This window comes from Iocasia fonsfrigidae (assembly GCF_017751145.1).
GTDB lineage: Bacteria > Bacillota > Halanaerobiia > Halanaerobiales > DTU029 > Iocasia > Iocasia fonsfrigidae.
Window position 1 is genome coordinate 1,121,716 of sequence record NZ_CP046640.1, and the last position, 23,712, is coordinate 1,145,427.

General features: G+C 34.5%; 25 protein-coding genes and 1 other annotated feature. Of the genes, 22 read left to right on the forward strand and 3 right to left on the reverse strand.

What is annotated here, in order from left to right; all coding sequences use genetic code 11:
* Positions 1-115: 115 nt before the first annotated feature.
* From GM661_RS05345 to GM661_RS05360, 4 genes are all read left to right on the forward strand, one after another.
* Positions 116-430, forward strand: coding sequence for an ArsR/SmtB family transcription factor (locus GM661_RS05345; protein WP_230869075.1), 315 nt, complete (start codon positions 116-118; stop codon positions 428-430).
* 120 nt (positions 431-550) lie between these two features.
* Positions 551-2,011 (forward strand): glutamate--cysteine ligase, encoded by a 1,461-nt coding sequence (gene gshA, locus GM661_RS05350; RefSeq protein ID WP_230869076.1) that lies wholly within the window; start codon positions 551-553, stop codon positions 2,009-2,011.
* Positions 2,012-2,030: 19 nt separating this feature from the next.
* Positions 2,031-2,933: an ABC transporter ATP-binding protein gene (locus GM661_RS05355; RefSeq protein WP_230869077.1), complete on the forward strand. Its 903-nt coding sequence runs from the start codon at positions 2,031-2,033 to the stop codon at positions 2,931-2,933.
* Positions 2,934-2,943: 10 nt separating this feature from the next.
* Positions 2,944-3,720, forward strand: a complete 777-nt coding sequence (locus tag GM661_RS05360) for an ABC transporter permease (RefSeq protein ID WP_230869078.1) — start codon at positions 2,944-2,946, stop codon at positions 3,718-3,720.
* 171 nt (positions 3,721-3,891) lie between these two features.
* On the opposite strand, the gene GM661_RS05365 is transcribed toward GM661_RS05360, so the two are convergent.
* Positions 3,892-4,332, reverse strand: coding sequence for a VOC family protein (locus GM661_RS05365; protein WP_125988903.1), 441 nt, complete (start codon positions 4,330-4,332; stop codon positions 3,892-3,894).
* A gap of 353 nt (positions 4,333-4,685) precedes the next feature.
* Here GM661_RS05365 and GM661_RS05370 point away from each other — a divergent pair, with 353 nt between their 5' ends.
* The 10 genes from GM661_RS05370 (at position 4,686) to GM661_RS05415 (ending at position 14,151) form a co-directional block, all read left to right on the forward strand.
* Complete coding sequence (locus GM661_RS05370; RefSeq protein WP_230869079.1) at positions 4,686-5,291, forward strand: TetR/AcrR family transcriptional regulator; 606 nt, start codon at positions 4,686-4,688, stop codon at positions 5,289-5,291.
* 4 nt (positions 5,292-5,295) lie between these two features.
* Positions 5,296-6,147: an ABC transporter ATP-binding protein gene (locus GM661_RS05375; protein WP_230869080.1), complete on the forward strand. Its 852-nt coding sequence runs from the start codon at positions 5,296-5,298 to the stop codon at positions 6,145-6,147.
* Positions 6,147-6,848 carry a fluoroquinolone export ABC transporter permease subunit gene (locus GM661_RS05380; RefSeq protein WP_230869081.1) on the forward strand — a complete coding sequence of 234 codons (702 nt, stop codon included), beginning with the start codon at positions 6,147-6,149 and terminating at the stop codon, positions 6,846-6,848. The genes GM661_RS05375 and GM661_RS05380 overlap by 1 nt, the downstream gene beginning before the upstream one ends.
* A 4-nt stretch (positions 6,849-6,852) precedes the next feature.
* Positions 6,853-7,563: an ABC transporter permease gene (locus GM661_RS05385; RefSeq protein WP_230869082.1), complete on the forward strand. Its 711-nt coding sequence runs from the start codon at positions 6,853-6,855 to the stop codon at positions 7,561-7,563.
* Positions 7,564-7,975: 412 nt separating this feature from the next.
* A complete protein-coding gene (locus tag GM661_RS05390; protein ID WP_230869083.1) occupies positions 7,976-8,620 on the forward strand; it encodes a hypothetical protein in 645 nt (214 codons plus the stop codon).
* Positions 8,621-8,917: 297 nt separating this feature from the next.
* A complete protein-coding gene (locus GM661_RS05395) occupies positions 8,918-9,331 on the forward strand; it encodes an RrF2 family transcriptional regulator (protein ID WP_230869084.1) in 414 nt (137 codons plus the stop codon).
* Between the two features lie 324 nt (positions 9,332-9,655).
* Positions 9,656-11,539, forward strand: coding sequence for an anaerobic carbon-monoxide dehydrogenase catalytic subunit (cooS, locus tag GM661_RS05400; RefSeq protein ID WP_230869085.1), 1,884 nt, complete (start codon positions 9,656-9,658; stop codon positions 11,537-11,539).
* A 28-nt stretch (positions 11,540-11,567) separates the two neighbouring features.
* Positions 11,568-12,110: a 4Fe-4S dicluster domain-containing protein gene (locus tag GM661_RS05405; protein WP_230869086.1), complete on the forward strand. Its 543-nt coding sequence runs from the start codon at positions 11,568-11,570 to the stop codon at positions 12,108-12,110.
* Positions 12,107-13,363, forward strand: a complete 1,257-nt coding sequence (locus GM661_RS05410; RefSeq protein WP_230869087.1) for an NAD(P)/FAD-dependent oxidoreductase — start codon at positions 12,107-12,109, stop codon at positions 13,361-13,363. The genes GM661_RS05405 and GM661_RS05410 overlap by 4 nt, the downstream gene beginning before the upstream one ends.
* Positions 13,364-13,605: 242 nt before the next feature.
* The gene (locus GM661_RS05415; RefSeq protein WP_230869088.1) at positions 13,606-14,151 is read left to right on the forward strand and encodes a hypothetical protein; all 546 of its coding nucleotides are present in this window, start codon (positions 13,606-13,608) and stop codon (positions 14,149-14,151) included.
* A gap of 241 nt (positions 14,152-14,392) precedes the next feature.
* Here the strand turns inward: GM661_RS05415 and GM661_RS05420 are convergent, their stop codons facing one another.
* A complete protein-coding gene (locus GM661_RS05420) occupies positions 14,393-14,860 on the reverse strand; it encodes a helix-turn-helix transcriptional regulator (RefSeq protein ID WP_230869089.1) in 468 nt (155 codons plus the stop codon).
* A gap of 291 nt (positions 14,861-15,151) precedes the next feature.
* On the reverse strand, positions 15,152-15,370 hold the full coding sequence (locus GM661_RS05425; protein WP_125988925.1) for a helix-turn-helix domain-containing protein: 219 nt from the start codon (positions 15,368-15,370) through the stop codon (positions 15,152-15,154).
* Between the two features lie 199 nt (positions 15,371-15,569).
* Here GM661_RS05425 and GM661_RS05430 point away from each other — a divergent pair, with 199 nt between their 5' ends.
* The 8 genes from GM661_RS05430 to metG all read left to right on the forward strand — a co-directional run bounded on the left by GM661_RS05430 (position 15,570) and on the right by metG (position 23,481).
* Entirely contained in the window at positions 15,570-15,716 is a 147-nt protein-coding gene (locus tag GM661_RS05430) for a hypothetical protein (protein ID WP_230869090.1), read from the forward strand.
* A gap of 143 nt (positions 15,717-15,859) precedes the next feature.
* Positions 15,860-16,903 (forward strand): DctP family TRAP transporter solute-binding subunit, encoded by a 1,044-nt coding sequence (locus GM661_RS05435; protein WP_230869091.1) that lies wholly within the window; start codon positions 15,860-15,862, stop codon positions 16,901-16,903.
* A gap of 73 nt (positions 16,904-16,976) precedes the next feature.
* On the forward strand, positions 16,977-17,489 hold the full coding sequence (locus GM661_RS05440) for a TRAP transporter small permease (protein WP_230869092.1): 513 nt from the start codon (positions 16,977-16,979) through the stop codon (positions 17,487-17,489).
* Positions 17,486-18,775, forward strand: coding sequence for a TRAP transporter large permease (locus tag GM661_RS05445; protein WP_230869093.1), 1,290 nt, complete (start codon positions 17,486-17,488; stop codon positions 18,773-18,775). The genes GM661_RS05440 and GM661_RS05445 overlap by 4 nt, the downstream gene beginning before the upstream one ends.
* A 5-nt stretch (positions 18,776-18,780) precedes the next feature.
* Positions 18,781-19,983: an enolase C-terminal domain-like protein gene (locus GM661_RS05450; RefSeq protein WP_407929643.1), complete on the forward strand. Its 1,203-nt coding sequence runs from the start codon at positions 18,781-18,783 to the stop codon at positions 19,981-19,983.
* Positions 19,984-20,481: 498 nt separating this feature from the next.
* Positions 20,482-21,138 carry a dienelactone hydrolase family protein gene (locus tag GM661_RS05455; RefSeq protein ID WP_230869095.1) on the forward strand — a complete coding sequence of 219 codons (657 nt, stop codon included), beginning with the start codon at positions 20,482-20,484 and terminating at the stop codon, positions 21,136-21,138.
* Positions 21,139-21,206: 68 nt separating this feature from the next.
* Entirely contained in the window at positions 21,207-21,359 is a 153-nt protein-coding gene (locus GM661_RS19015; protein WP_330165244.1) for a hypothetical protein, read from the forward strand.
* 145 nt (positions 21,360-21,504) lie between these two features.
* Positions 21,505-21,769 (forward strand) — a binding site (T-box leader).
* A 77-nt stretch (positions 21,770-21,846) separates the two neighbouring features.
* Positions 21,847-23,481, forward strand: coding sequence for a methionine--tRNA ligase (gene metG / locus GM661_RS05465; RefSeq protein ID WP_230869096.1), 1,635 nt, complete (start codon positions 21,847-21,849; stop codon positions 23,479-23,481).
* Positions 23,482-23,712 lie beyond the last annotated feature (231 nt).

The following is a 23,712-nucleotide window of genomic DNA, read 5'->3' on the forward strand; positions in this document are numbered from 1 at the left end:
TATTTAGAAGAGATCAGTTTACATATGAAGATAGCTTGGAATTTCCAGGCTATCTTTTTTATTGACACACCTAAAAGTTATTGACATTGTTCCATAGTTCGAGTATAATAGAACTATGATGAATAAAAAAGTTGATTTAGTTAAAATATTTAAAGCCCTTTCCAGTGAAAAAAGGTATCATCTTTTTAAGATGTTATATGAATGGTATAAATCCAGCGGCTGTACTGACCTTGAATCATCTTTTGATGAAGGAATAGAGAAGTGTTTCAGTAAGGCTTGCTGTTGTATGGATTTGTCCCGTTCAACTATTTCCTACCATTTTAAGGAACTTCATAATGCAGGTTTGATAACATATACCCGTAATGGCCGCTGTTTTATTTGTAAAATCAATTTAGAAGCAGTAGAAGCTGTCAGGAAATTTCTTAAATAATTATTAAAAGGTAGGGATTATATTAAATTATTTTAAAGACACTTATATAATAGTATATTTAAATGTTCGATTGTTATAAAACATTAGAAACATAAATTAATAATATATGTGGAGGAAATTATGAACTGGAACTTTTCATTAATGTTAGATAAATTTTCTGAGTATAGTAAAAGCAAGTTATTATTAGAAGGCAAATGGGGATTGGAGAAGGAATCACAGAGGGTTACTGAATTCGGTGATCTTGCCTTAACAGATCACCCTACTGTATTTGGTGATAAGCTAGAAAATCCCTATATTACTACTGATTTTTCAGAATGTCAATTGGAATTGATTACACCACCAGCTAAATCCATCGAAGAAGCATATCAACACCTAAAAAACATACAATTAGAAGTTGAAAAAGAAATCAAGGGAGAACTGCTGTGGCCCTTAAGTATGCCACCCAGGCTTCCTGATGAAGAACAGATACCAATAGCCAGGTTTAATAATTCTAGAGAAGGTAGAAAAAAAGAAATATATAGAAATGGTCTGGCACTGCGTTATGGGAAAAAAAGACAGATGATTTCTGGACTTCACTATAATTTCTCTTTAAGTGATGGAATGCTGGAATTTCTACATAAATCTTTTGGTAAGGACGAAGAAAGGCGTTCTTTTAAAAACGAAATATATTTTACGATAATTAGAAATTACTTGAGATATCGCTGGTTATTAATTTATCTTTTTGGTGCATCTCCAGTTGCTCATCCTACTTATTATTCCGTAATTTATCAGGAATTACAATTAATTAAAGATTGTTGTCCAGAATGTTGTAATGTTATTAATGAATATGAGCAGCAGTTTTCAACATCTTTGAGAGTAAGCCGTTTTGGGTATTCTAATCCATATCCCAGTAAGTATAATATTTACTTTAATAGTATAGAAGAATACCTATTAAAGCTGCGAAAACTGCTTTCATTGAAGAGTGAAAAATATAGGAAACTTGGTATCTATAAGGATGAAAAGCAATTACAGTTGAATGATAATCTGTTGCAGACAGAGAGTGAATTCTACTGTTCGATCCGTCCAAAACAGATAAATAAAAAAGATGAAACAATGTTAAATTCACTGAAAGAGAGAGGAGTCGAGTATTTGGAAGTACGAATATTGGACTTAAACCCCTTTGATAAAGTAGGCATCAATCTTGATCAGTTATATTTTTTACAGGTATTTATGTTATTCTGTCTTTTTGAAGAAAACAAAATAATTACTAAATCTGAATTACATAAAATCAATAATAATCATAATTTATCAGCCCTGTGTGGTAGGAATCCTGACTTAGAACTTTATAAATATAACGATAAAAAAATACCTTTACAGGAATGGGGGAGAGAGATATTTAAAAAACTAAGGCTTATTGCTCTGTGTATGGATGAGAATTCTTCTGAAAATAAATATCAGTTTGCTGTTGAGAATGAATTAGAAAAAATAACAAATTCATCTTTACTTCCCTCATCATTAATTCTTAAGGAAATGAAAGAAAATAGGGAGAGTTATCTGGAGTTTGGAATAAGAAGGGCTGTCAGTAATAAGCAGGCAAAATAAAGAAAGAGGTAATAGTTTAATGTTAGTAATAAAAAACCTATCAAAAACATATGCCAATGGTAAAATAGAGGCTTTAAAGAATGTTAATTTGAGTATAGAGGAAGGGGAATTTACAGCATTATTAGGCCAGAACGGTGCTGGCAAAAGCACCTTAATAAATATCTTAGCAGGGAATGTGAAAAAAAGTAGTGGTACTGTTCAGATTGGAAGATATGATTTAGATAGTGATGAACTTGCAACTAAAAGAATAATTGGTGTTGTTCCTCAGGAAGTTGCCCTAGATACTTTTTTTACAGTTAAAGAAATACTAGAAATACAATCAGGGTATTTTGGAATCAAAAATAATAATCAATATATAGATGAGTTATTAGAGATCTTATCATTACAGGACAAAAAACGTGCCAGTATCCGTGGACTTTCTGGCGGTATGAGACGGAGACTGCTAATAGCCAAAGCCCTTGTCCATCAACCTAAAATTCTTATCTTAGATGAACCGACTGCTGGGGTTGATGTTGATTTACGTAACTCTATGCATGAATTTTTAGAGAAACTTCATCAACTGGGCATTACTATCATTTTAACGACCCATTATCTTGAAGAGGCCGAAAAGCTGTGTAAACGGGTAATTATCATCGATAAAGGGCGAATCATTAAGGATGAACCCAAAGAGGAATTACTGGAGAATTACTCAACAAATATATCATTAGAAATTGATTTTGATAAAGAGCTTGGTAAGGATGATATTAGATTTTTAAATAAATACAATCCCAGAGTTGTTAAGACAAGAGTTTATCTTGATATATTAAAAAAAGATTTAACAAAACTATTTCGGGATATGACTGAAATGGAGCTGGAGTTTAATAATATTAATGTTAAGAAACAGAGTTTACAGGATGTATATCTCAGTCTGGTTAAAGAATAGGAGGTCAATTATGACATTATTTTATAATAGAATTGGTTTTATGACACTGTTGATGAGAGAGGTTCGTAGATTCATGAAAGTTCCAATCCAGACTATACTATCACCATTGCTGTCAAATATACTTTACTTAGGGATATTTGGAGGAATGATGAGAACAAGGCAGGTGGGAGTAGAAGGAGTAAATTACCTATTATTTATTGTGCCGGGACTGGCTACTATGGGGGCAATTATGGCAGCCTTTCAGAACCCTTCATTTTCTATAATATCACATAAGTATCAAAATACTATACAGGATCTAAACAGTTACCCTATTTCTAATATAGAAAAATCCCTGGCCTTTATCCTGGGAGGAACCATTAGAGGACTTCTGGTTGGTTCATTAACCTACACAGCAACAGCAATTTTTGTTGGTTTTAAAATAGAATCTCCAGTTGATTTCTTTATCATGTTATGTGTAACATCTTTTATTTTCGCTTCATTAGGCCTAATTTCTGGGCTGTTAATAGAAAGCTTTGAACGCTTGAATTTTATGTTATCTATTGTAATTACCCCATTATCGTACTTAGGTGGTGTATTTTTTGAAGTCTCTAAGCTGCCCGGTATTCTATCATTCTTTAAATTTATAAACCCTATTTTTCCACTTATTAATATTACCCGCTATACCTATCTGGGTGTATCTGAAGGAAACATATTACTGCATTTTATTATGGTGGTGGTTTTTGTAAGTGGTTTGTTTACAACTGCAACTATAACTTTAGCGAAAGGTTATGGAACAAAAGTAACATGATCTTCCAGTCTGGTTTGACGTATAATGGCATATATTAATGAAAATTTTTTTAAAAAATGTTATGAACGGAGGATAAGGAAGAGAACTAAAGGGAAGATATAAAGAAAGATACCTGCCAAAAAAGCTGTTGATTTTGCATTAGAATAATGTAAATATGCCAGTATAAAAAAATTACTTGCCCTGAAGATAATCAGAATTCTCAAAATAAGTCTGCTTATCATAGATCCTTCCAATGCCAATTAATCTGCCATCAATATCTTCGATGACAAATTCATAGCTGCCGTAATCTGTTTTTTGTGGTTTAGATATTATATTCACATCATTGGCAAGAAATTCTTGATATAATATATCCACACCCTCTACAGCAGTAGGGTCTATGTAGGCATCATAACCGGCACCGTGTCTTTTACTATTTGATTTAACCTCCCCGAATTTAGCCTGAACAATTATGAATTCGATGGAATCCCTATATATTGTTGCGAAGTTATCGATTTTATCATAGTGTTCGGCATATGTAAATCCCAGTTGTTCAACATAAAATTTCACAGTCTTTTTAACATCTTGAGAAATAAAAACAGGACATAAATTTACGAGTTTAGCTTGATCTGTCATTAATAAATCCCCTTTCTATACTGATTCTTCTTAATTATATCAATTATGAGAAGGAATTGCCACATTCCTGTAAAATTGTAATGTATTCATTAGATCTTGCAGAATATGAAGAATTACAGCATAAGGTAAATTGGAAGTTATAGTTATTAACAAGTACTGATGTTGCAAGAAAATTAAAAAAAGCAGGAGTTGATTTAATATATGGTCTGCTAATCTACATTAATTACAAGCTGAGGTAATTGACAAATATTTGAAGAGGAGGTATAATAGGAATGGAGTTATGAAGAATATTTTTTTGCATAACAATGACCGAAAATAAAAAACGGTCATTTGGTCTAAGAAAGGGGATACCTATGCCTAGACACTTTTCAACACAGGAACAAAAAATGATTAGAAATAAATTGATAGAAAAAGGAAAAGAGTTAATAGCTATCTTTGGTCTAAAAAAGACGACTATATCTGATCTGACTAAGGCAGTAGGCATATCAAAGGGGAGTTTTTACAATTTCTTTGCTTCTAAAGAGGAACTATTATTTACTATTTTTAAATTGGAAGGGAATAAGCTGAGAAAAAAGATTAGTCAAGAGATTCTAAATAGTTCCAGGGATGCAGCTAAAAGTATAAAGGAATTAATAAAGCTCATCTTAAAAGAGATGGATGATAATCCTATTATTAATAGGATTTACAACTCTGATGATTTAAACTATGTCTATCAGAAGTTGAGTCAGGAGCAGTGGAAGGAAAATAGAGAGTTATCAGTTGATGCGCTTATTCCAGTTATAGAGATCTGGCAAAAAGAAGCCAGGATAATAGAAAAAGATCCAGAGCTTATTATCAGTGTAATCAGAGCGGTTGTTTTTATTAGTCTACATAAAAAAGAGATTGGTGAAGAGATCTATCCTGAAACTATAGATTTATTGATTGACATTGTAACTAAAGGATTAACTATGAGGAGGTAGAAAGATGATTGAGGTTAAAGATTTACATTTCACTTATCCAGGTAACTCTAATGAAACAATTAGAGGAATAAGCTTTAATATCAGTAAGGGAGAGATATTTGGGTTTTTGGGACCAAGTGGAGCTGGAAAGAGTACAACTCAGAAGATTATCATTGGTCTGCTTAGGGATTATCAAGGTCAGGTTAAGGTGATGGATCAGGAAATTAGGGATTGGGGTAAAGATTATTATGAGAGGATCGGTATTTCCTTTGAACTGCCAAGCTTATATAATAAATTGACAGCTATGGAGAATCTGAGTTTTATTGCTTCTTTATATAATTACAAGAAGACAGATTTCATGGAGTTATTAGAAATGGTGGGATTAAGTGATCAGGCTGATATTAAAGCAGCTAATTTCTCTAAAGGGATGAAGATGAGATTGAATTTTGCAAGAGCCTTTGTCCATCAGCCAGAACTTATCTTTTTAGATGAGCCGACTTCAGGGTTAGACCCTGTTAATGCTAAGAAGATCAAAGAAATAATATTAGACAAAAAAAAAGAAGGGAAGACTATCTTTCTGACTACCCATAATATGACTGTAGCTGATGAATTGTGTGATAGAGTCGCTTTTATAGTTGATGGGCAGATTAAGTTAATAGATTCGCCAAAGGAATTAAAAATCAAAAGGGGAAAGAAGCTAGTGAGAGTAGAATATTACCAGGGGAAAAAGACCTTAAGCCAGGAGTTTCCCTTAGAGAAAATTGGAGAGAACCATGAGTTTAATAAGTTATTGAAGTCTAAGGAGATTAAGACAATTCACACCCAGGAAGCCAGTTTAGATGATATTTTTATTGAGACTACTGGGAGGAATTTATAATGAGAAGATTATGGGCTAATATTAAGGGAGATATCATTTTACAGATTAAATATGGTTTTTACGGGGTTTATGTAGTGTTAATTCTATTTTATATATTTATTTTAAAGTTTTTATCAATTAAGCTCTCAACATTTTTATTACCCTTAATTATTTTTTCTGATCCAGCTTTATTGGGGTTTTATTTTATTGGAGGATTAATTTTATTAGAAAAAGATGAAAATACTCTAGACTATCTGCTTGTAACCCCTTTAAGAATTAGAGAGTATTTGATTTCCAAGATGGTTTCCCTGACCGTATTGGCTTTATTAGCCAGTGTAATTATTGTTATATTTAGTTATGGTACTATATTCAACTGCTTATTATTGCTTAGTGGTATAGTTTTGACTTCTTTTTTCTATGTTCTAATTGGATTTGTTGCCGTAGCCAGGTTTAATACAGTAAATGATTATATATTCAGTTCAGTACTTTATATGATACTTTTGAATTACCCTTTGTTTGAGTACCTTGGTTTATATAAAAGTTATCTCTCTTATTTTTCTCCTGCCAAGGCATCCTTATTATTGATTGTTGGTGCTTTTACTGGGGTGGAGGTCTGGCAGCTTATCTATGCTATAGCTTATTTGATAGTAGCTATTATTATAGTCTATCATTTTGCTTATAAATCTTTTTACCGGTTTTTCGTTTTAAAAGGGGGTAAATGATAAGATGAAGAAGATCTTAGCTGTTTTTCAAAATGATTTAAAGAATATTACCCGTGAGCTAATGTTAATTTATATTATGTTTATACCTGTACTCTTTGCCATATTAATTCGCTATGGAGTGCCTATTTTAAGAGAAGAGTTTCTTGAAAAATTTGATTTAATAAATTACTATCCTCTAATTACTGGATACTATATTCTACTTGTTCCAGTTTTAATAGGGATAGTGGCTGGCTTCTTAGTATTAGATGAACGTGATGAAGGAATAGTGCAGGTTTTGATTTTAACACCTTTATCCAAGAAAGGTTATCTTATCTATAGAATTTTTATGCCAATGTTGATTAGTTTGTTTTATATCTTAATTCTTACGCCAGTTTTAGGCTTAGTAGCAGTTTCAATAAGAAGTCTAATAATACTAGGTTTATTGAGTATGTTAGAATCTCCAATTACAGCATTATTTTTAACAGCTTTTGCCGGGAATAAAGTAGAAGGGCTTGCCTTTTCTAAAGGTTTAGGATTGTTAATGCTGCTTCCTTTACTTAGATTTACTAAATCAAAATGGACTATTTTAGCAGCATTAATCCCATTTTATTGGCCGGTTCAAGGCTTTTTAGTAATTGGGGAGCAGGGGTTTTACTTTAGCATTCTGGCAGGATTTTTAGTTCATTTATTGTTTTTATTTATCTTGGTAAAGAAATTTAAAGCTAGATTAATCTAATGAGTTTATTAGCATATTATTGAATATCAAATTATAAGTATAAATCAAGAAATAAGAATTTTTGTTGTCAGTTATCTACGTAATTCAAATTGGATAAATTATTTTACTCAAAGTATCCCCATCTTTCTTTTTAGTTTAACCCTTAAGAGTTTTACCTAACATCAAAATGTGTGAAAATTAAATAAAAAAATGGTATAATTAGTATAATAATAAATTAACTAGTAATCATCATTCTTTTTTAGGGGAATTTTGTACTTAACATATTTGACTTCTATTATGTTGAAGCTTAAAAAATTATTAACTTTAAGCCAATGATTAAAAATTCTCATATACCAAGTGAAAAAGTATGTCGTGATCTTTTAAAGGCCCTGTCAACATTTAAATAATTTTATTATTGAAAGGAAGATTTTCTATGAAAAGATTATTCAAAATGATACCAATGTTTGTTATGGTTGTGTTGCTGGCGGATTTATTCATTGTATTAGCCCTCCCTGACATTGCATTAGCTGCAAAATCCAATTTAGAACTGAAAATCAGAGCTGCCGATGTTGAAGTTGTATCTACTACGACCAGTGAAGTCGCTGCCGACTATGAGAGTAGCGTTTACACTGTTACGATCAACGAGAAAAACGGCAACTGGACAGTAAGTATTTTCAGCAAGATAGGAAACAACATCGGCCAAAATCCTATCAAACTCTATCTGCCTGATCTAGATTATGGAAATATAACTCTTGATATTGATAGTGCGTCTTTTCAGTGCAGAGCTATCAAGTTTGGTGACATTATCGCTACAATCAGTAATTCATCCATTGATTACGTTCTGCCTCGTGGCTTTAGCGGTTCTTTTAAAGCTGGAGTTGCGAACAGTAATTTTGAGTTGACTTCTAAAGACAAATATAAGGACAGTAAGGTTACTATAACTAACGGTGGCAGTGCTGTTATTAGCCTGCCGCACTACTTCACAAAGAAGGGTTGGACTGCCACTTACACCAACGGAACACAGGCAAACGTAATTGAAGTTATAAGCTCTGATTACGGGTATATTGAAATTAAATAGACTGCTTTTAACTAGAGCCTCTACGTAGTGTAAACTTAGTTAACTTTACAGCTGCAGGGGGAACTTGTATCAATGCAGATTTGTTAAGAAATGGAGTGAATTGATTATAATAATATTATTAAAATAATAGATTATGACCTAACATACTGTTATATAGTTATTTGTTTAAATAATACTTATTATAGTTGAAAAACAAACTATAAATTAATAGATTTAGTTGACAGAAAGCAGAATCTTTTTTATAATAGAAGTGTACTCATATGGTATACTTAGAATTATTAAAGAAGGGAGGAAATGATGAAGTTAACACAGGCTACAGACTATGCTTTTAGATTAGTATTATATTTAGCAAAGAATAAAGAAGAAGTTGTGGAAGCAAAGTATATCTCTGAGGCAGAAAAGATACCCAGACGTTTTTTACTTAAGATTGCCAGGCAATTAATCCAGGCTGGAATTATTGAATCTTACCGGGGTCAGAATGGTGGTTATAAAATAGCCAGAGATCCAGCTGAGATTACCCTCAAGGATGTAGTGCTTGCTATCGAAGGGAGTATAATAATTAACAAATGTCAGGAAGATCCTGAGTTTTGCAACCGGAAGGCCCAGGGCTTTTGTGCGATCCATTGTTGTTTGAATTCAATACTGGCTGTAATGGAAAAAGAATTTGAAAAATATACTTTTGCTACTTTACTTAATTATAATAGGAATTAAGTTTGCAAGATAATTCTTTTGTATTTATATTGTAGTTGTAATTTATCCAATAGTATACTAAATTAGTACACTATAAATTTTTAGCTTAAACTATACTAAAACAGTATACAAATGTTTTCTAATTCCAGTTTAGCCTTAGTTAAAAGGTTTTAAACCGCTTGCTTTTGTGAATAAATTATCACAGAAATATTAATCTGCTAATCTTGGTTTGTTAAATAAGTAACAGCTGAGATAAGGACTATCCAGGGTGATTGGAAAAATTGCTTGCTGGTTCAAAAGTAGAGAAACAGGGTGTTTTAAATCAAATTTTAGGAGGAGTTTTTAATGAATCCATGTCAAATGTGTAAAACTGCTGATCTTAAATTAGCTGAATTTATGAAAAAAAGTGTTCGGGTAGAGACGGCTTTTCAGCGGGAACCGAAACAGGCGGTAAAATGTGGTTTCGGTCTGCAGGGGGTCTGCTGCCGCCTATGTGCGAATGGTCCCTGTCGGGTTACCCCTGATTCACCACGTGGTGTCTGTGGGGCAGATAGTGATACAATAGTGGCCCGTAATTTTTTGCGGGCCGTAGCGGCCGGTGCAGCCTGTTATCTACATATAGTAGAAAACACAGCCCGAAACCTGAAAGAGTTGGGTTTAGGTAATTATAAAACAGAAATAAAAGGAGAGACTACCCTGGATGAACTGGTTAAAAAGTTTGATCTTAAGGGAGAAGATAGTAAGCACAAAGCAGTTGCGCTAGCAGACAGGGTTTTAGCAGACTTATATAAACCAAGATACCAGGAGATGGAATTAGTAAAGAAAATGGCCCTGCCAGCCAGATATGAAAACTGGCAGAAATTAGCTATACTCCCTGGGGGCGCTAAATCAGAGGTATTTGATGCACTGATTAAAACAAGTACCAATCTATCCAGTGATCCGGTCGATATGTTGTTACATGCTTTAAGATTAGGAATAGCTACTGGTCTTTATGGTTTAACACTAAGCAATAAATTAAATGATATTATGCTGGGTGAGGCTAAAATTAGGCCGGCCCGGGTTGGTTTCCGGGTAGTTGATCCTGATTATATTAATATTATGCCGACCGGCCATCAGCACTCACTCTTTGCTGTCTTGCAGGAAAGATTACTTAGTCCGGAAGTTAAGGAAAAGGCTCAGGCTGCTGGAGCAAAAGGATTTAAACTAATCGGCTGTACCTGTGTCGGTCAGGATTATCAGTTGCGGGGAGAACATTATCAAGAGATATATGCTGGCCATGCCGGAAACAACTTTACCAGCGAAGCTTTACTGGCTACCGGTGGTATTGATCAGATAGTTTCAGAGTTTAACTGTACTATCCCTGGCTTGGAACCAATCGCAAGCGAGTTTATGGTTGATCAGGTCTGTATTGATGATGTGGCGAAAAAAGCTAATGCTGACCAGCTGCAGTTTGATCCAGCCCGGGCTACTGAGCTGGCTGATGAGATTATTGACAGAGCAGTTAACAGTTATCAACAACGGAGGGACCAGGTCGAGATACAAATTCCGGTAGAACATGGTTATGATGATGTAATTACCGGGGTTAGTGAAAATTCTTTGAAAAAGTTTCTGGGTGGCACTTACCAGCCCTTAATTGATCTTTTAGCCAGTGGGAAAATTAAGGGAGTAGCTGGAGTTGTAGGCTGTTCTAATTTAACAGCTAAGGGTCATGATGTTTTTACCGTTGAGTTGACCAAAGAACTGATTAAACGTGATATTCTGGTTCTGTCAGCTGGTTGTACTACCGGTGGACTGGAGAACTGTGGGCTGGTTTCTCCTGGGGCAGCTGAGCTGGCTGGTGATAACCTACGGGCGGTTTGTGAAAATCTGGGCATTCCACCAGTGCTTAATTTTGGGCCCTGTCTGGCAATCGGTAGACTGGAACTGGTAGTTAGTGAACTGGCAGAGATGTTGCAGGTTGATATACCACAATTACCGGTGGTCTTATCTGCACCGCAGTGGCTGGAAGAACAGGCCCTGGCTGACGGGGCTTTTGGGCTGGCTCTTGGTCTTCCTTTACACCTGGCTTTACCACCCTTTGTCAGTGGCAGCAAAGTCGTGACCAAAACCTTGATGGATGATCTAAAAGGACTGACTGGTGGCCGTTTGCTAGTCGAGGGAGATGTTACTGCAGCTGCTCAGGAACTGGAAAAGATTATTATTGAGCGCCGTCAGGCACTTGGTTTATAAACTGGGTTTGTTAAAGGAGAGATAAATGATGAAGAGAATAGTTATTGATCAGGACTTATGTCAGGCCTGTAAAAGCTGTGTGCTGGCCTGTATGCTTAAAAATAGTGAACTGAATTCACTACTGGAGCTGGATTTGACTGATCCCCGCAATCAGGCCTGTAATAAGATTGTTCTCAACCGGGGCGGCCAGGTAATTCCCCTGTTTTGCCGCCACTGTGATGAGGCTGCCTGTCTGGAAGCCTGCATGTCCGGGGCTTTACAGAGGGATGAAGAGACTGGCCATATTAGCTGTGCTCAGGAACAGTGTGCAGGTTGCTGGATGTGTGTAATGTCCTGTCCTTATGGTCTGATTTTTCCCGGGGTGAGAAATAGAATTAAGGTGACAGATACAGAAAGGGAAACTGACGATGAGTATGAAAGTAAAACTGGAAATAAAAATAAATTTGTGGATGAGGTAGCCAACAAATGTGATATGTGTGCTGGCCGGGATGAACCGTCCTGTGTCGCTAATTGTCCCACTGGAGCGATTAAATTAATTGAAGTGGAGACCAGGCAGGGGGTGCTAAGATGAGACATTTAATTATTGGTAGTAGTGCTGCCGGAATAAGTGCTGCCAGGACTATTAGAAAATTAGATCCTGCTGCGGAAATAACTATTATTTCTAAAGATGAGACAATATATTCTCGCTGTTTATTACATCATTTTATTAGTGGGGCTAGATCTGAGGATAGACTTGCCTTTATTCCAGCTGATTTTATGGTTAAGAAGCAGATCGACTGGAAGAAAGGCCAGGAAGTTGTCCGGGTTATAGCAGCAGAAAAACTTGTGGAAACAAAGAAGGGAGAAAAGTACGGTTATGACAAATTGTTAATTGCTACTGGCTCTAGAGCGTTCTTACCTCCTATTGCTGGTCTTCGTCAAGGAAAGCAGGTCTATACCTTGCGTGATCTTCAGGATGCTAAAAAGATTAAAGAGATGAGCCAGGATAAGCAGCAGATAGCAATTATTGGGGCTGGCTTAATTGGTATCGATCTGGCTACAAGCTTAAAAACCTCTGCTAATCAGGTGGCAGTGATTGAACTGGCCCCCCATATTTTGCCCCTGCAGTTAGATCAGCAGGCAGCCGCTAATTATGAAAAATTATTTAACTCACAGGGAATTGAAATATATACTAATAATAGCGTAAATGAGGTTATTCTGGATCAGCATGATAATGTTGTTGAACTGGTTTTGCAGGATGGGAGCAGTCTGAAAACTGATTTAATTCTTGTGGCTACTGGAGTCAGGACAAATGTTTCGCTGGTGGACGGAACAGGGGTTAAGATAGATAAAGGAATTCTGGTTGATGAGCATCAAGAAAGTTCTAGCAAGGATATCTATGCCGCCGGTGATGTCTGTCAGTCCTATGAGGTATTCCAGGGAGAAAAAAGTCTGACTCCGATCTGGCCAGTGGCAGTCAAACAGGGTGAGACAGCGGCTTATAATATGGTAGGGTTGGAAAAAAGATTAACTGACAATTTTGCCAGCAAAAATTCAATGCGCTTTGCTGGTCTATCGACAATTAGTTATGGTCTGGTAGAGTCACCTGATAATAGCTACCAAATACAGGTCAGGACTGAGCGAAACTGTTATCAGAAGGTAATCTACAAAGATGGGATTATCTATGGAGCGCTTATTCAAGGAGAGCTTGAAAATGCCGGGGTTCTTGGTAAATTAATTAAAGATAAGATAGCTGTCGACGATTATCTCGATAATATTTTCACCTTAAGCTATGCTGATTTTTTTGCACAGCAGGAAGATGCTAGTTTTAGCTATAAAATTTAAGCAGCCATACCTACTAACCAGACCATTGAGATAATGGTCTGGTTTTTTTTGAGGTGTGGCTTGGAGAGAAAGGGGAAAACACCATATATGATGTTATTATAAAACGTCAAAGTGTGTGAAAACCAAGTAAAAAATGGTATAATTAATGTAATAATAAATTAAGCAAACTCAAATATGTTAGAGCACACAGTTTCTGGACAAGCTAAAATATATTTTAGTATAAATATAGTGGGGAGGTTAATATGGATAAGGATATTGAAAGACTGTTTAAAGATATTAATTCGAAAGATAATCATGTAAGACTAAAGGCTTTAAATCAATTACTTAAAATTACAGATAATACTGTGGATTGGTTTGATGATGTATATCTAGAATTAGTAGAGAAGTTAAGCAATAATAATTCTTACCAGAGATCTATTAGTATACTGCTCCTTTGTAATTTAGCTAAGAGTGATAAGAATAATAAGGTTGCTGGATTATTAAGCGATATACTAACACATACCTATGATAAAAAATTTATAACTTCAAGACAATGTATTCAAAACATATGGAAAATTGCTATTTTAGATAAAAAATATGAAACCCAAATAGTGAATCATTTAAACCAACAATATATAACTTGCAAAGATGAAAAACATTTTAATCTTATTCGTCAGGATATTATCGAGACTTTAAATAAGATTTACAAAAAAAATTTAGATGAAGATTTAAAGGAAAAAATTTTAAAGTTAATTGAAATAGAAGAGGTTGAAAAATATAGAAGGGGATATACAAAAATACTCCATTAACATAAACCTTCGCCAGAGAAAATATAATGTTCATTTTCATCAAAGTATTCTCTTAATATCTCAGTTATTACTGTAATCAATATTTGCTAAGTCACTTACAAATTCCTTGCAGGAAATTAATGTTAAAATTAAATACCAGTGTATTATAACTATTGTAAAGCGAAATATAAAAACATGTTAGAAATTAAAAACCTCCGCATTTTAAAAATGTGCGGAGGCTTTTTACAATTTGCATTTTCATTTATTTTTCATCATTCTCCAAAAAAGTCCTCTTCAATTCAACAGTTATCCAGCCCCTTGTATCCCGATCAGCTTTTTGATATTTTTTCTTAAGGAGATTTAAGATTTCTGTAAAATCAGACCTGTCCTGCTTGTCATTAAGATCACCTGCATCATTTTCAAGTTCAGCTAAAATATTTAATAAGGCCTCTCTGGCTTCTTCTTTAGGGAAATAGTTTGCATATTTCCTTATAATCTCTTCTAAAGATTTCTTCATGGGACCTTTCCCAGTTTTAATCCATTTCTGATTTATCCCGAACTCGTTACAAACATTAGATATTAATTGATTTGAAGGGTTATTGTTATAATTTTCTAGTGCACCAATAGTAGATCTACTTATATTTAAACGGTTTGCAAAACTTTCTTGTGTTAAATCAAATGAATTTCTAACTTTTTTAATTCTGTCATTAATAACAAATTCGTCATTCAATGGTTTGACTTCCTTTCGAAAAAGAATAAAATACACAAAAAATAACATTATAATATAAGTATAAAGTTATTTATTATACAAAAACTGAGATACATATATATTGAATGTCATAATAAATACGACAATAAAATTTAATATAAGAAGAAAGGAGGTTTACTAAGAACTAAAATAACAGTATTCAGTCGGCTCTGTTACTGTTATAAAATACTATTTAATTATATCACAGCAGTATATTCATGTAAATTTTACCGCATTATTTAACTTAAGGTCATAGTTTAAAATATAAATATATTATTCATGGCTTTCATCTGGAACATAAGTCAGCAGATCTCCTACCTGGCAGTCAAAGAATTTACAGATGGTGTCCAGGGTCTCAGAAGAAAAGCGAGTTACTTTCTGGTTGTACCAGTTGGAGATTGTATTTTTATCTAATCCAGTTTGTTTACTGAGTTCTATCATGGACTTAATACCATGTTCAGCCATTAAAATTGCCAAACGATTTTTTATCATAATTAAGTATCATTCCTTTAGTTATCCCTGATTCTTTCTAAATAGAAAGGAGGTATCCATCTATTAATCCAGGTAAAAAGAGAACAGCTGCCAGCTGTTCTGTAAGCTTATTCCATTAATAATTATACCATATGGACAGGTTTTTGTAAATTTGTGGTAGAGGTGTTTTACTGGAGTATGGTTCCCGGGAGGGGTTGCTGTGCAAAGAGGAGAGGAACGACAGGAAGGTCTACCAGAATATCAACCGGGAGATAAGATCTACAAGTTATTTAACCACAATATAGTAATAATAAGGGGAAAAGATGAGGAGTTTATCATTAAAATTGTCAAGTTGAAAAAAGAATAAAGGTGTTTGACCTGGGGCCCTGGGCCGGGAATTTATTTTTCCGGTCTATTTTTTTATCTTAATAGAGGGGAGGGGATAAGTAATATAGTCTAAGTTTGGTAAGTATAATTCGAAATCTTTAATTAAAATGGGAGGAAAAAATAATGTTGAAAAAGGGAATTTTACTTTTTACACTGTTGATATTATTAGTTTCTGTATTAGCAGGTGGTGTTTTGGCTGAGGATAAAGAAGTATATGAAATGAAATTTGGTGTTTCTAACCCACCGAAGGAATACCATCATTCCTGGACCCCCTATATAGTCTTTAAAAATGAAGTTGAATTAAGGTCTAATGGCCGCTTACAGGTCAAAATCTTTCCCGGGGGACAGCTGGGTAGTATTGAATCAATGGTAAACCAGGTGAGGATGGGTGCAATTGAGGCCACAGAACCGTCTGATGGACACCTGGCCAGCATTTATCCAAATATTCAAGTATTTTCTATACCGTATCTTTTTTCCAACCGCATGGTTGCCTGGGAAGTATTGGGTGGGCCATTTGGTCAAAAAATGATTGAAGATATGGCGCAAAAAACCGGATTAAGGGCTTTATTCTGGAGTGAAAATGGTGGTTTCCGGCATTATTCTAATGATAAAAGACTAGTTAAAACCCCCGCTGATATGAAGGGCTTAAAGATTAGAACAATGAACATACCTTTACATATGAAAATAGTTGAAGACCTGGGTGCCAGTCCTACCCCAATATCCTGGAATGAACTATATACAGCACTGCAGACAGGTGTTGTAGATGGACAGGAGAACTCTGTGGCTACATTTCTGGTTCCTAAACTGGAAGAAGTACAGAAATATATTATTCTCGATGGGCATGTATACGGTGTTAATTCTATAGTTCTTAATGAAGAATGGTATCAGGGCTTACCAGATGATTTAAAAGAGATTATCCATCAATCAGCTCAGATTGCCTTGTCCGTTAACCACGGGTTGACAGTTGCCAGAGAAGTAAAAGGTATTGAATATTTGAAAGAAAAGGGAGTCCAGATTTATCGGCCTACCCTGGAAGAGAAAGTATTATTTAAAGAGAAGACACAGCAGTCGGCAATTGACTGGTTAAATAATAATCTTGATCCAGACTGGGTTAAGGGAATTTTGGAGGCAACAGAAAAGGCAGAGAAGGAATTAGGGTTGAATTAATATTACCCGGTACCTTAGTTCTCCAGGGGAATTACTCCTGGAGAACCTATCTTCTTTAAGTTAGGAGGAAAATATGAAGAGATTATTGGATTCTGTTTGTTATATATCTATTTTACTGACAAATTTTATTACTAAAATGCTCCTGTCAGTCATGGTTTCTATCACCTTTATACTGGTAATTTCCAGGTTTATTTTTGCTTATTCCTTCCCCTGGGTTGAAGAATTAACAAGGTATTTAATGGTATGGCTGGTGCTGTTGGGGGCAGCAGTTGTTTTAAGGACAGATAGACATATTAGTGTTAATTTCTTTAGTGATTATTTTTCTAAAACTCTAAAAACCATATTAAATATTATTTTTCAGCTTCTGATTATAGGCTATCTGGTGATACTGACTGTTGTAGGATATAGGGCAGCTAATATGATGTGGATACTCAAATCACCCAGTATGGGTTTTCCCTTATTCTGGGTCTATCTAGCTTTGCCAGTAAGTTCAGTAATGATGATAGTTTATGCCGTCAATCAGATTATAGATTATGTTAGTGGTTTAATAAATAAATCAGCAAATAAAGGGGGGTGTGAGGGTTGACTCTTCCTGTATTTATTGGCTTATTTCTTATTTTGCTCTTTCTGGGATTACCTGTAGGTTTTGTAATGGCAATAAGTTCAGTTATCTATTTTGTTTTTTCTGGTGATGCAAATTTTTTATCAATGCTGCCGGAGAAACTTTTTAGCGGGCTTAATGTTTATGTTTTAACAGCGATTCCCTTTTTTATGTTAGCCGGAGATATAATGAATGAATCCGGTATTTCCAAAAGACTAATTAAATTTTCCAACATGGTTGTCGGCAGGTTTCGTGGTGGCCTGGCTCAGGTAAATGTGCTGGCCAGTATAATTTTTGCCGGCATTACAGGTGTTGCTCTAGGTGATATAGCAGCCTTGGGAAGTGTCTTCATACCAAGTATGGTTAAGGAAGGTTATGATAAGAAGTTTGCTACTGCTGTGACGGCTGCTTCTTCCTTAGTAGGTCCAATCATTCCTCCAAGTACTATCACTGTTTTATATGCCGCCACGATGAGTACCTCTGTAGGGGCTATGTTTGCCGGGTCAATCATCCCGGGGGTTTTAATTGGACTCTCTGATATGATAATTGTAAAATTATTGGCTGATAAACGACAATATCCTAAAGTTGAAGTAGAGGTTACACCAACCCGGTTTTTTACAGGGCTAAAGGATGCTATTCTGGCGATTATTATGCCCGTTATTATCATTGGTGGAATCTTAACTGGTGTCTTTACCCCGACAGAAGCTGCGGCAGTTTCAGTTATATATGCCTTATTCGTGGGAATTTTCCTTTTTAAATCAATTGGACGTAAAGAATTATCGGCAACCTTAAAGAAATCAATTTTAGGTTCTGCCAAGTTATTCTTAATTATCGCCGGGGCATCTATTATTTCCTGGGTTTTTGGTATAGAAAATGTATCAGCTGTGGCTGAACATGTTTTTAAATCAATAACTACAAATTTCTATCTACTGGTGATTATCATTAACCTATTTTTTATATTCATGGGAATGTGGATGGATGCAGGGGCTTCAATATTACTATTTGCCCCGGTAATAGCCCCTCTGGCAGTAGATATTGGGCTTCATCCAGTTCAATTCGGTATTATGTTAATTGTCAATTTGAATATTGGTTTATGTACTCCCCCTCTGGGCAATATTCTATTTGCAGCAGCAGATATGGCCGAGCTGGATACTGCTACCTTAAGTAAAGAGTTGTTACCTTTTTTGTTGATTAATTTTATTATAATCTTACTGGTGGGATTTATTCCAGAACTGAGCTTATATATTCCCAGATTGCTGGGTTTAATTTAATGGAGGTGTTTGTTTTGAAGATTACCGACCTTTATTGTATCAGATATGAAGGAAGTAAAGAAAAGAAGGGAGAGTATTATGAGGAAAGATTGGTCAGACCTGTTGATATATACGAAGAGTTTCGCTCTGCTGACTGGTCTGAGCAGACTAATTTGCCTGTAGAGAGGGAAGATAGTTTACTTATTCGTGGTATTTTTCTATATATTGAGACTGATATAGGTATTAAGGGTATTTTTGGTCCTCTCGACAAAAGTCCCGCCCTGATTGTTTTGAGTATGAAAGAACTGCTAATAGGGCAGAACCCGCTGGCAACCCAAAAGTTATGGGATTTAATGTACCGCTCTGCTGTACATGGGCGTAAAGGAATCAGTATGATGGCAATTAGTGCGATTGATTGTGCGTTGTGGGATTTGAAGGGCAAGTACTTTGATCAGCCAGTTTACCGGCTTTTAGGTGGGCCAGTTAGGGAGAAGTTACCTGTTTATGCTTCAATGTTAGGCTTCTCGCTTGAACCGGAACTGGTGAAAAAAAGAGTAAAAGATTATCGTGTTCTTGGTTTTGCTGGTCAGAAATGGTTTTTCCGGCATGGGCCTGCTTCCGGGCAAAAAGGTTTTGAAAATAATCTGGAACTTGTCCAGACAGCCAGGGAAGCTGCTGGTGATAATTATAACTTGATCTTTGATGCCTGGATGGGCTGGGATGTTTCCTATACACTACGGATGATAAAGTCAATTGAAAAATATCAACCTCTCTGGCTAGAAGAACCCCTGATGGCTGATAAGCTTGACCGTTTGAAAGAAATAACAGCTAATTCCAGTATAGATATAGCTGGTGGTGAGCATGAGTATACCCGCTGGGGGTTTCAGGAGATAATGAAAAAAGGTGCTTTAAATATTATTCAGCCGGATACGATGTGGGCAGGTGGAATTACTGAAATGATGAATATCTGTTCACTGGCTTCTGTATATGATATACCTCTGATACCACATGGTGAATCTTTTGCTGCTAACATTCATCTAACTGCTGCCCAATCCCCGGCCCTGGTTCCGTTAGTAGAATATCTGGTCAAATGGAATGAGGGATGGCAGTATTTTTTGAAAGACCCAATTACTGTTAAAGATGGTTTTGTTAAACTTGACCACAGGCCTGGTCTGGGTTTAGTTATAGATGATGAAAAGGTTGAAAATGAGGTAAGATTAAAGTATTAGTAAAAAAACTATACATATTTATAAAATAATAAATTATCTCTGCTTTTCAACTGTTATTTTAAGCAACTAATATGTCCAGGTATGAATACAGCTGAAGAGGAGAGATTTTTTACTCATTTATCTTAGTCTTCATTTTCCATTAGTTGTTTGTGATAAATTTTGGTAGTATTTGACTCGCTTTCTGTTTCGGCTTCTCCTAATTTTTGATATAATTCTAGTAAGACATTTTGTTTTTCATAAAGAGCTTGACTTATAACCGGGGCTATATAGATAACAACTATATAACCTTTGCTGTTTTTGGTTAAAAAAACTGGTTGACCTTCTTTATGACATAGTTTTGAAATTTAGTGATCAACGTCATAATAACAATATATTGTCGGTTTCAACCAAAACAAGAGATATCTAAGGTTGCTGAAGTTTAATCATAGTTTAACTGACAAATCTGGAAATAGACAAAAAACTGAAAATAAAAAAGAGCATGAGAACGGAGTTGATAAAATGGATGGCAAAAGTAACCGTAAAAGGTCAAATACTAAAAAATGGAATAATATGTTAACTTATTATAATAACTCAAATGTATGTGTTGTTGTTCTTCATGAAATTTATGGAGTTAATCAACACATAAAGACTATGTGCAAATATTTAGCGGATTATGAATTTGATGTTCTTTGTCCAAATTTATTACAGACAGATGATTATTATGATTATACTGATGAAAAAAGTGCCTATCATAATTTTAAAGAGAAGATAGGATTTTCAGTAGCAGAAAAAAAGATAAAGAAGTTGTTATCTAAAATTAGAGATAAATATAAGTTCATTATATTAGTTGGATTTAGTATAGGAGCAACGATAGCCTGGTTGTGTAGTAATGATGAATATATTTGTGATCTTATAATCGGGTATTATGGTTCAAGAATTAGAGATTATACAGAAGTAACTCCAAAATGTCCAGTTATGCTATTTTTTCCGAAAAGAGAAAAATCATTTAACATAGATAATTTAATCGAACAGTTAAAAGATAATAGGAGTATTATAGTTCGTCAATTTCAAGCAGATCATGGATTTAGTGACCCTTATTCAGATAAATACTGCAAAGATTCAGCAAAAAAAGCAGAACAAGAAATGATTGAATTTATACAAAACTATATTAATTAATAAAGCAGATACTTAATTATAACTATATGTAGTACATGTAGACAATGTATTTCCATAAAGGAATCAGTATGATGGCAATTAGTGCGATAGATTGTGCGTTGTGGGATTTGAAGGGCAAGTATTTTGATCAGCCAGTTTACCGGCTTTTAGGTGGGCTAGTTATATGTCCTGGTGTGAATACAGTTGAAGAGGAGAGATTCTTTTATTTTATTACTAAATAATAGGACTTTATAATTGACAAACATATAAAAGTTGTAATACAATTTATATAAATTAGTAAAATATTACAATATAATAATTCAGCATCATTTATCTTGACTTTTTAAGATTGTTATATTATAATTTTCAACAAAATAAATAAAAAGTTATATAGCGATGAAAAGATAGAGTAAACTGATGTATCTTTTACAGAGAACCCAGTTAGGTGAGAGTGGGTAAAGAAAATTTAGTTGAAAATGGTCTGGGAGCTGTGCATCGAATCCAATGTAGGTAGTAGATTGTACCGGTTAATTTGCACCCGTTACAGTGCTAGAGTATAAACATAAATATATGTCGTACTTGAAGAGGTTAATACCGTGAGGTTATTAACAAACTGAGGTGGTACCACGGGAATCAAACTCTCGTCCTCTAGTAATATATACTAGGGGGTGAGAGTTTTTTATTTATCTTTTTTAAAATTCTTTATTACTTTTGAAAGGGGTATAAAATATGAGTGTTTTTATCGGTGGTGCCTGGCCTTATGCCAATGGTTCTCTACACTTAGGACATATAGCGAGTTTATTACCAGGTGATATACTTGCTAGATATTATAGATTAAAGGGTGAAGATGTTTTATATGTCTCAGGAAGTGATTGTCATGGAACCCCTATTGCCTTGCGGGCCAATAATGAAAATATTGCTCCTGAGGATATAACAAATAGATATCATCAGGAATTTAGAGATTGTTTCAGAAAACTTGGATTTACTTATGATTTATACACTAGAACAGACCAACCTGTTCATTATTCGATAGTACAGAAAATATTTCGTCAGCTTCTGGAAAAAGATTATATCTATAAAAAAGGGATAGAACAGTTATTTTGTGAAAATTGTAATCAGTATCTCCCTGACCGATATGTAGAAGGTATCTGTCCTATTTGTGGTGCTATTGCCAGAGGTGACCAGTGTGATACATGTTCAAGTTTAATTGAACCCCTTGAATTGAAAGAAAGAGTTTGTAAATTATGTGGTGGAGAACCAGTCGTGAAAGGGACTGAGCAGTTCTATTTTGCACTAGCGAAATTTGGAAATCAGTTGAATGATATTTTAGCTAAAAGCCCATCTGAATGGCGTGATAATGCTATTAAATTAACAAAAAGGTATCTGCAGGAAGGGTTAAAAGATAGAGCTGTTACCAGAGATTTATCCTGGGGAATAAGTGTACCAATTAAAGAATATGAAGAGAAAAAAATATATGTTTGGATTGAAGCAGTTTTAGGATATTTGTCAGCTAGTATGCAGTGGGCAGAAGAGACAAATAGTGACTGGCAAAGATACTGGGGAGAAGATGTAACAGCATATTATGTTCATGGTAAGGATAATATACCTTTTCATACACTTATTCTACCTGCATTGCTTTTGGGTATTGGTAATTTACATTTACCCGACAAGATTATTTCAAGTGAGTATTTAACTATAGAAGGAAGAAAATTATCAACCAGTAAGAATTGGGCAGTATGGGTGCCTTGTATGTTGGAAAGGTATAATCCAGATTCAATTAGGTATTATCTTTCAATTAATGGTCCAGAAAAAAGGGATTGTAATTTTTCCTGGGAAGAATTCATTAATAGTCATAATGGAGAATTACTTGCTGCCTATGGAAATTTTGTAAATAGGACATTAGTCTTTGTAGAGAAGTATTATGATTCTAAAGTCCCTGCTTCTAATATTAATTCTGAAATAAAGAGAAGAATAATTGCTTTATATGAACAAGTTGGTAATTTAATTGAAAAAGGAGAGTTTAAAGAATCCTTAGAAAGCATATTTTCTTTTATAAGAAGGATGAACAAATATTTTGATGAGGAAAAACCATGGATTAGTGTTAAAGAAAATATGAGTCTATGTAAAAATACTATTTATACATGTGTACAGAGTATTATTAACCTATCTAATTTACTGAACCCATTTTTGCCTTTTTCATCTCAAAAGCTCAGAGATATGATGAATTTAGATAAGGCTAAGTGGTCATATATAGAGCTAGAGGCAAAAAGCCCTATCCGGGATATAAAAATATTGTTTAAGAGAATAGATAAAGAACGGATTAAAGAAGAAAGACAGAGATTATTAATGAATGGAGTAGAATAAAAATTGAGTCCTGGGTTAAAGATATTCATATCTTGATGTAAATACTATTTTTGCTATAACATATTATATATTTGAACAAGCAAATTTATTATTTTTTTGAGAATTATTGATTGCAGTTGAAATTAATTTAGGAAAGGGTTATAATTGAAGTGAATTTTCAGGGCAGGGTGAAATTAGTATAGTCATTTTAAGTTCAATTAATTTGTAAAATATAGAACAGTATCGTAATTT

Bases quoted from the DNA above. Each gene is read 5' to 3' on its own strand.
- GM661_RS05345 (WP_230869075.1), top strand. From the start codon at position 116: ATGATGAATAAAAAAGTTGATTTAGTTAAAATATTTAAAGCCCTTTCC.
- gshA (WP_230869076.1), top strand. From the start codon at position 551: ATGAACTGGAACTTTTCATTAATGTTAGATAAATTTTCTGAGTATAGT.
- GM661_RS05355 (WP_230869077.1), top strand. From the start codon at position 2,031: ATGTTAGTAATAAAAAACCTATCAAAAACATATGCCAATGGTAAAATA.
- GM661_RS05360 (WP_230869078.1), top strand. From the start codon at position 2,944: ATGACATTATTTTATAATAGAATTGGTTTTATGACACTGTTGATGAGA.
- GM661_RS05365 (WP_125988903.1), bottom strand. From the start codon at position 4,332: ATGACAGATCAAGCTAAACTCGTAAATTTATGTCCTGTTTTTATTTCT.
- GM661_RS05370 (WP_230869079.1), top strand. From the start codon at position 4,686: ATGCCTAGACACTTTTCAACACAGGAACAAAAAATGATTAGAAATAAA.
- GM661_RS05375 (WP_230869080.1), top strand. From the start codon at position 5,296: ATGATTGAGGTTAAAGATTTACATTTCACTTATCCAGGTAACTCTAAT.
- GM661_RS05380 (WP_230869081.1), top strand. From the start codon at position 6,147: ATGAGAAGATTATGGGCTAATATTAAGGGAGATATCATTTTACAGATT.
- GM661_RS05385 (WP_230869082.1), top strand. From the start codon at position 6,853: ATGAAGAAGATCTTAGCTGTTTTTCAAAATGATTTAAAGAATATTACC.
- GM661_RS05390 (WP_230869083.1), top strand. From the start codon at position 7,976: ATGAAAAGATTATTCAAAATGATACCAATGTTTGTTATGGTTGTGTTG.
- GM661_RS05395 (WP_230869084.1), top strand. From the start codon at position 8,918: ATGAAGTTAACACAGGCTACAGACTATGCTTTTAGATTAGTATTATAT.
- cooS (WP_230869085.1), top strand. From the start codon at position 9,656: ATGAATCCATGTCAAATGTGTAAAACTGCTGATCTTAAATTAGCTGAA.
- GM661_RS05405 (WP_230869086.1), top strand. From the start codon at position 11,568: ATGAAGAGAATAGTTATTGATCAGGACTTATGTCAGGCCTGTAAAAGC.
- GM661_RS05410 (WP_230869087.1), top strand. From the start codon at position 12,107: ATGAGACATTTAATTATTGGTAGTAGTGCTGCCGGAATAAGTGCTGCC.
- GM661_RS05415 (WP_230869088.1), top strand. From the start codon at position 13,606: ATGGATAAGGATATTGAAAGACTGTTTAAAGATATTAATTCGAAAGAT.
- GM661_RS05425 (WP_125988925.1), bottom strand. From the start codon at position 15,370: ATGATAAAAAATCGTTTGGCAATTTTAATGGCTGAACATGGTATTAAG.
- GM661_RS05435 (WP_230869091.1), top strand. From the start codon at position 15,860: ATGTTGAAAAAGGGAATTTTACTTTTTACACTGTTGATATTATTAGTT.
- GM661_RS05440 (WP_230869092.1), top strand. From the start codon at position 16,977: ATGAAGAGATTATTGGATTCTGTTTGTTATATATCTATTTTACTGACA.
- GM661_RS05455 (WP_230869095.1), top strand. From the start codon at position 20,482: ATGGATGGCAAAAGTAACCGTAAAAGGTCAAATACTAAAAAATGGAAT.
- GM661_RS19015 (WP_330165244.1), top strand. From the start codon at position 21,207: ATGATGGCAATTAGTGCGATAGATTGTGCGTTGTGGGATTTGAAGGGC.
- metG (WP_230869096.1), top strand. From the start codon at position 21,847: ATGAGTGTTTTTATCGGTGGTGCCTGGCCTTATGCCAATGGTTCTCTA.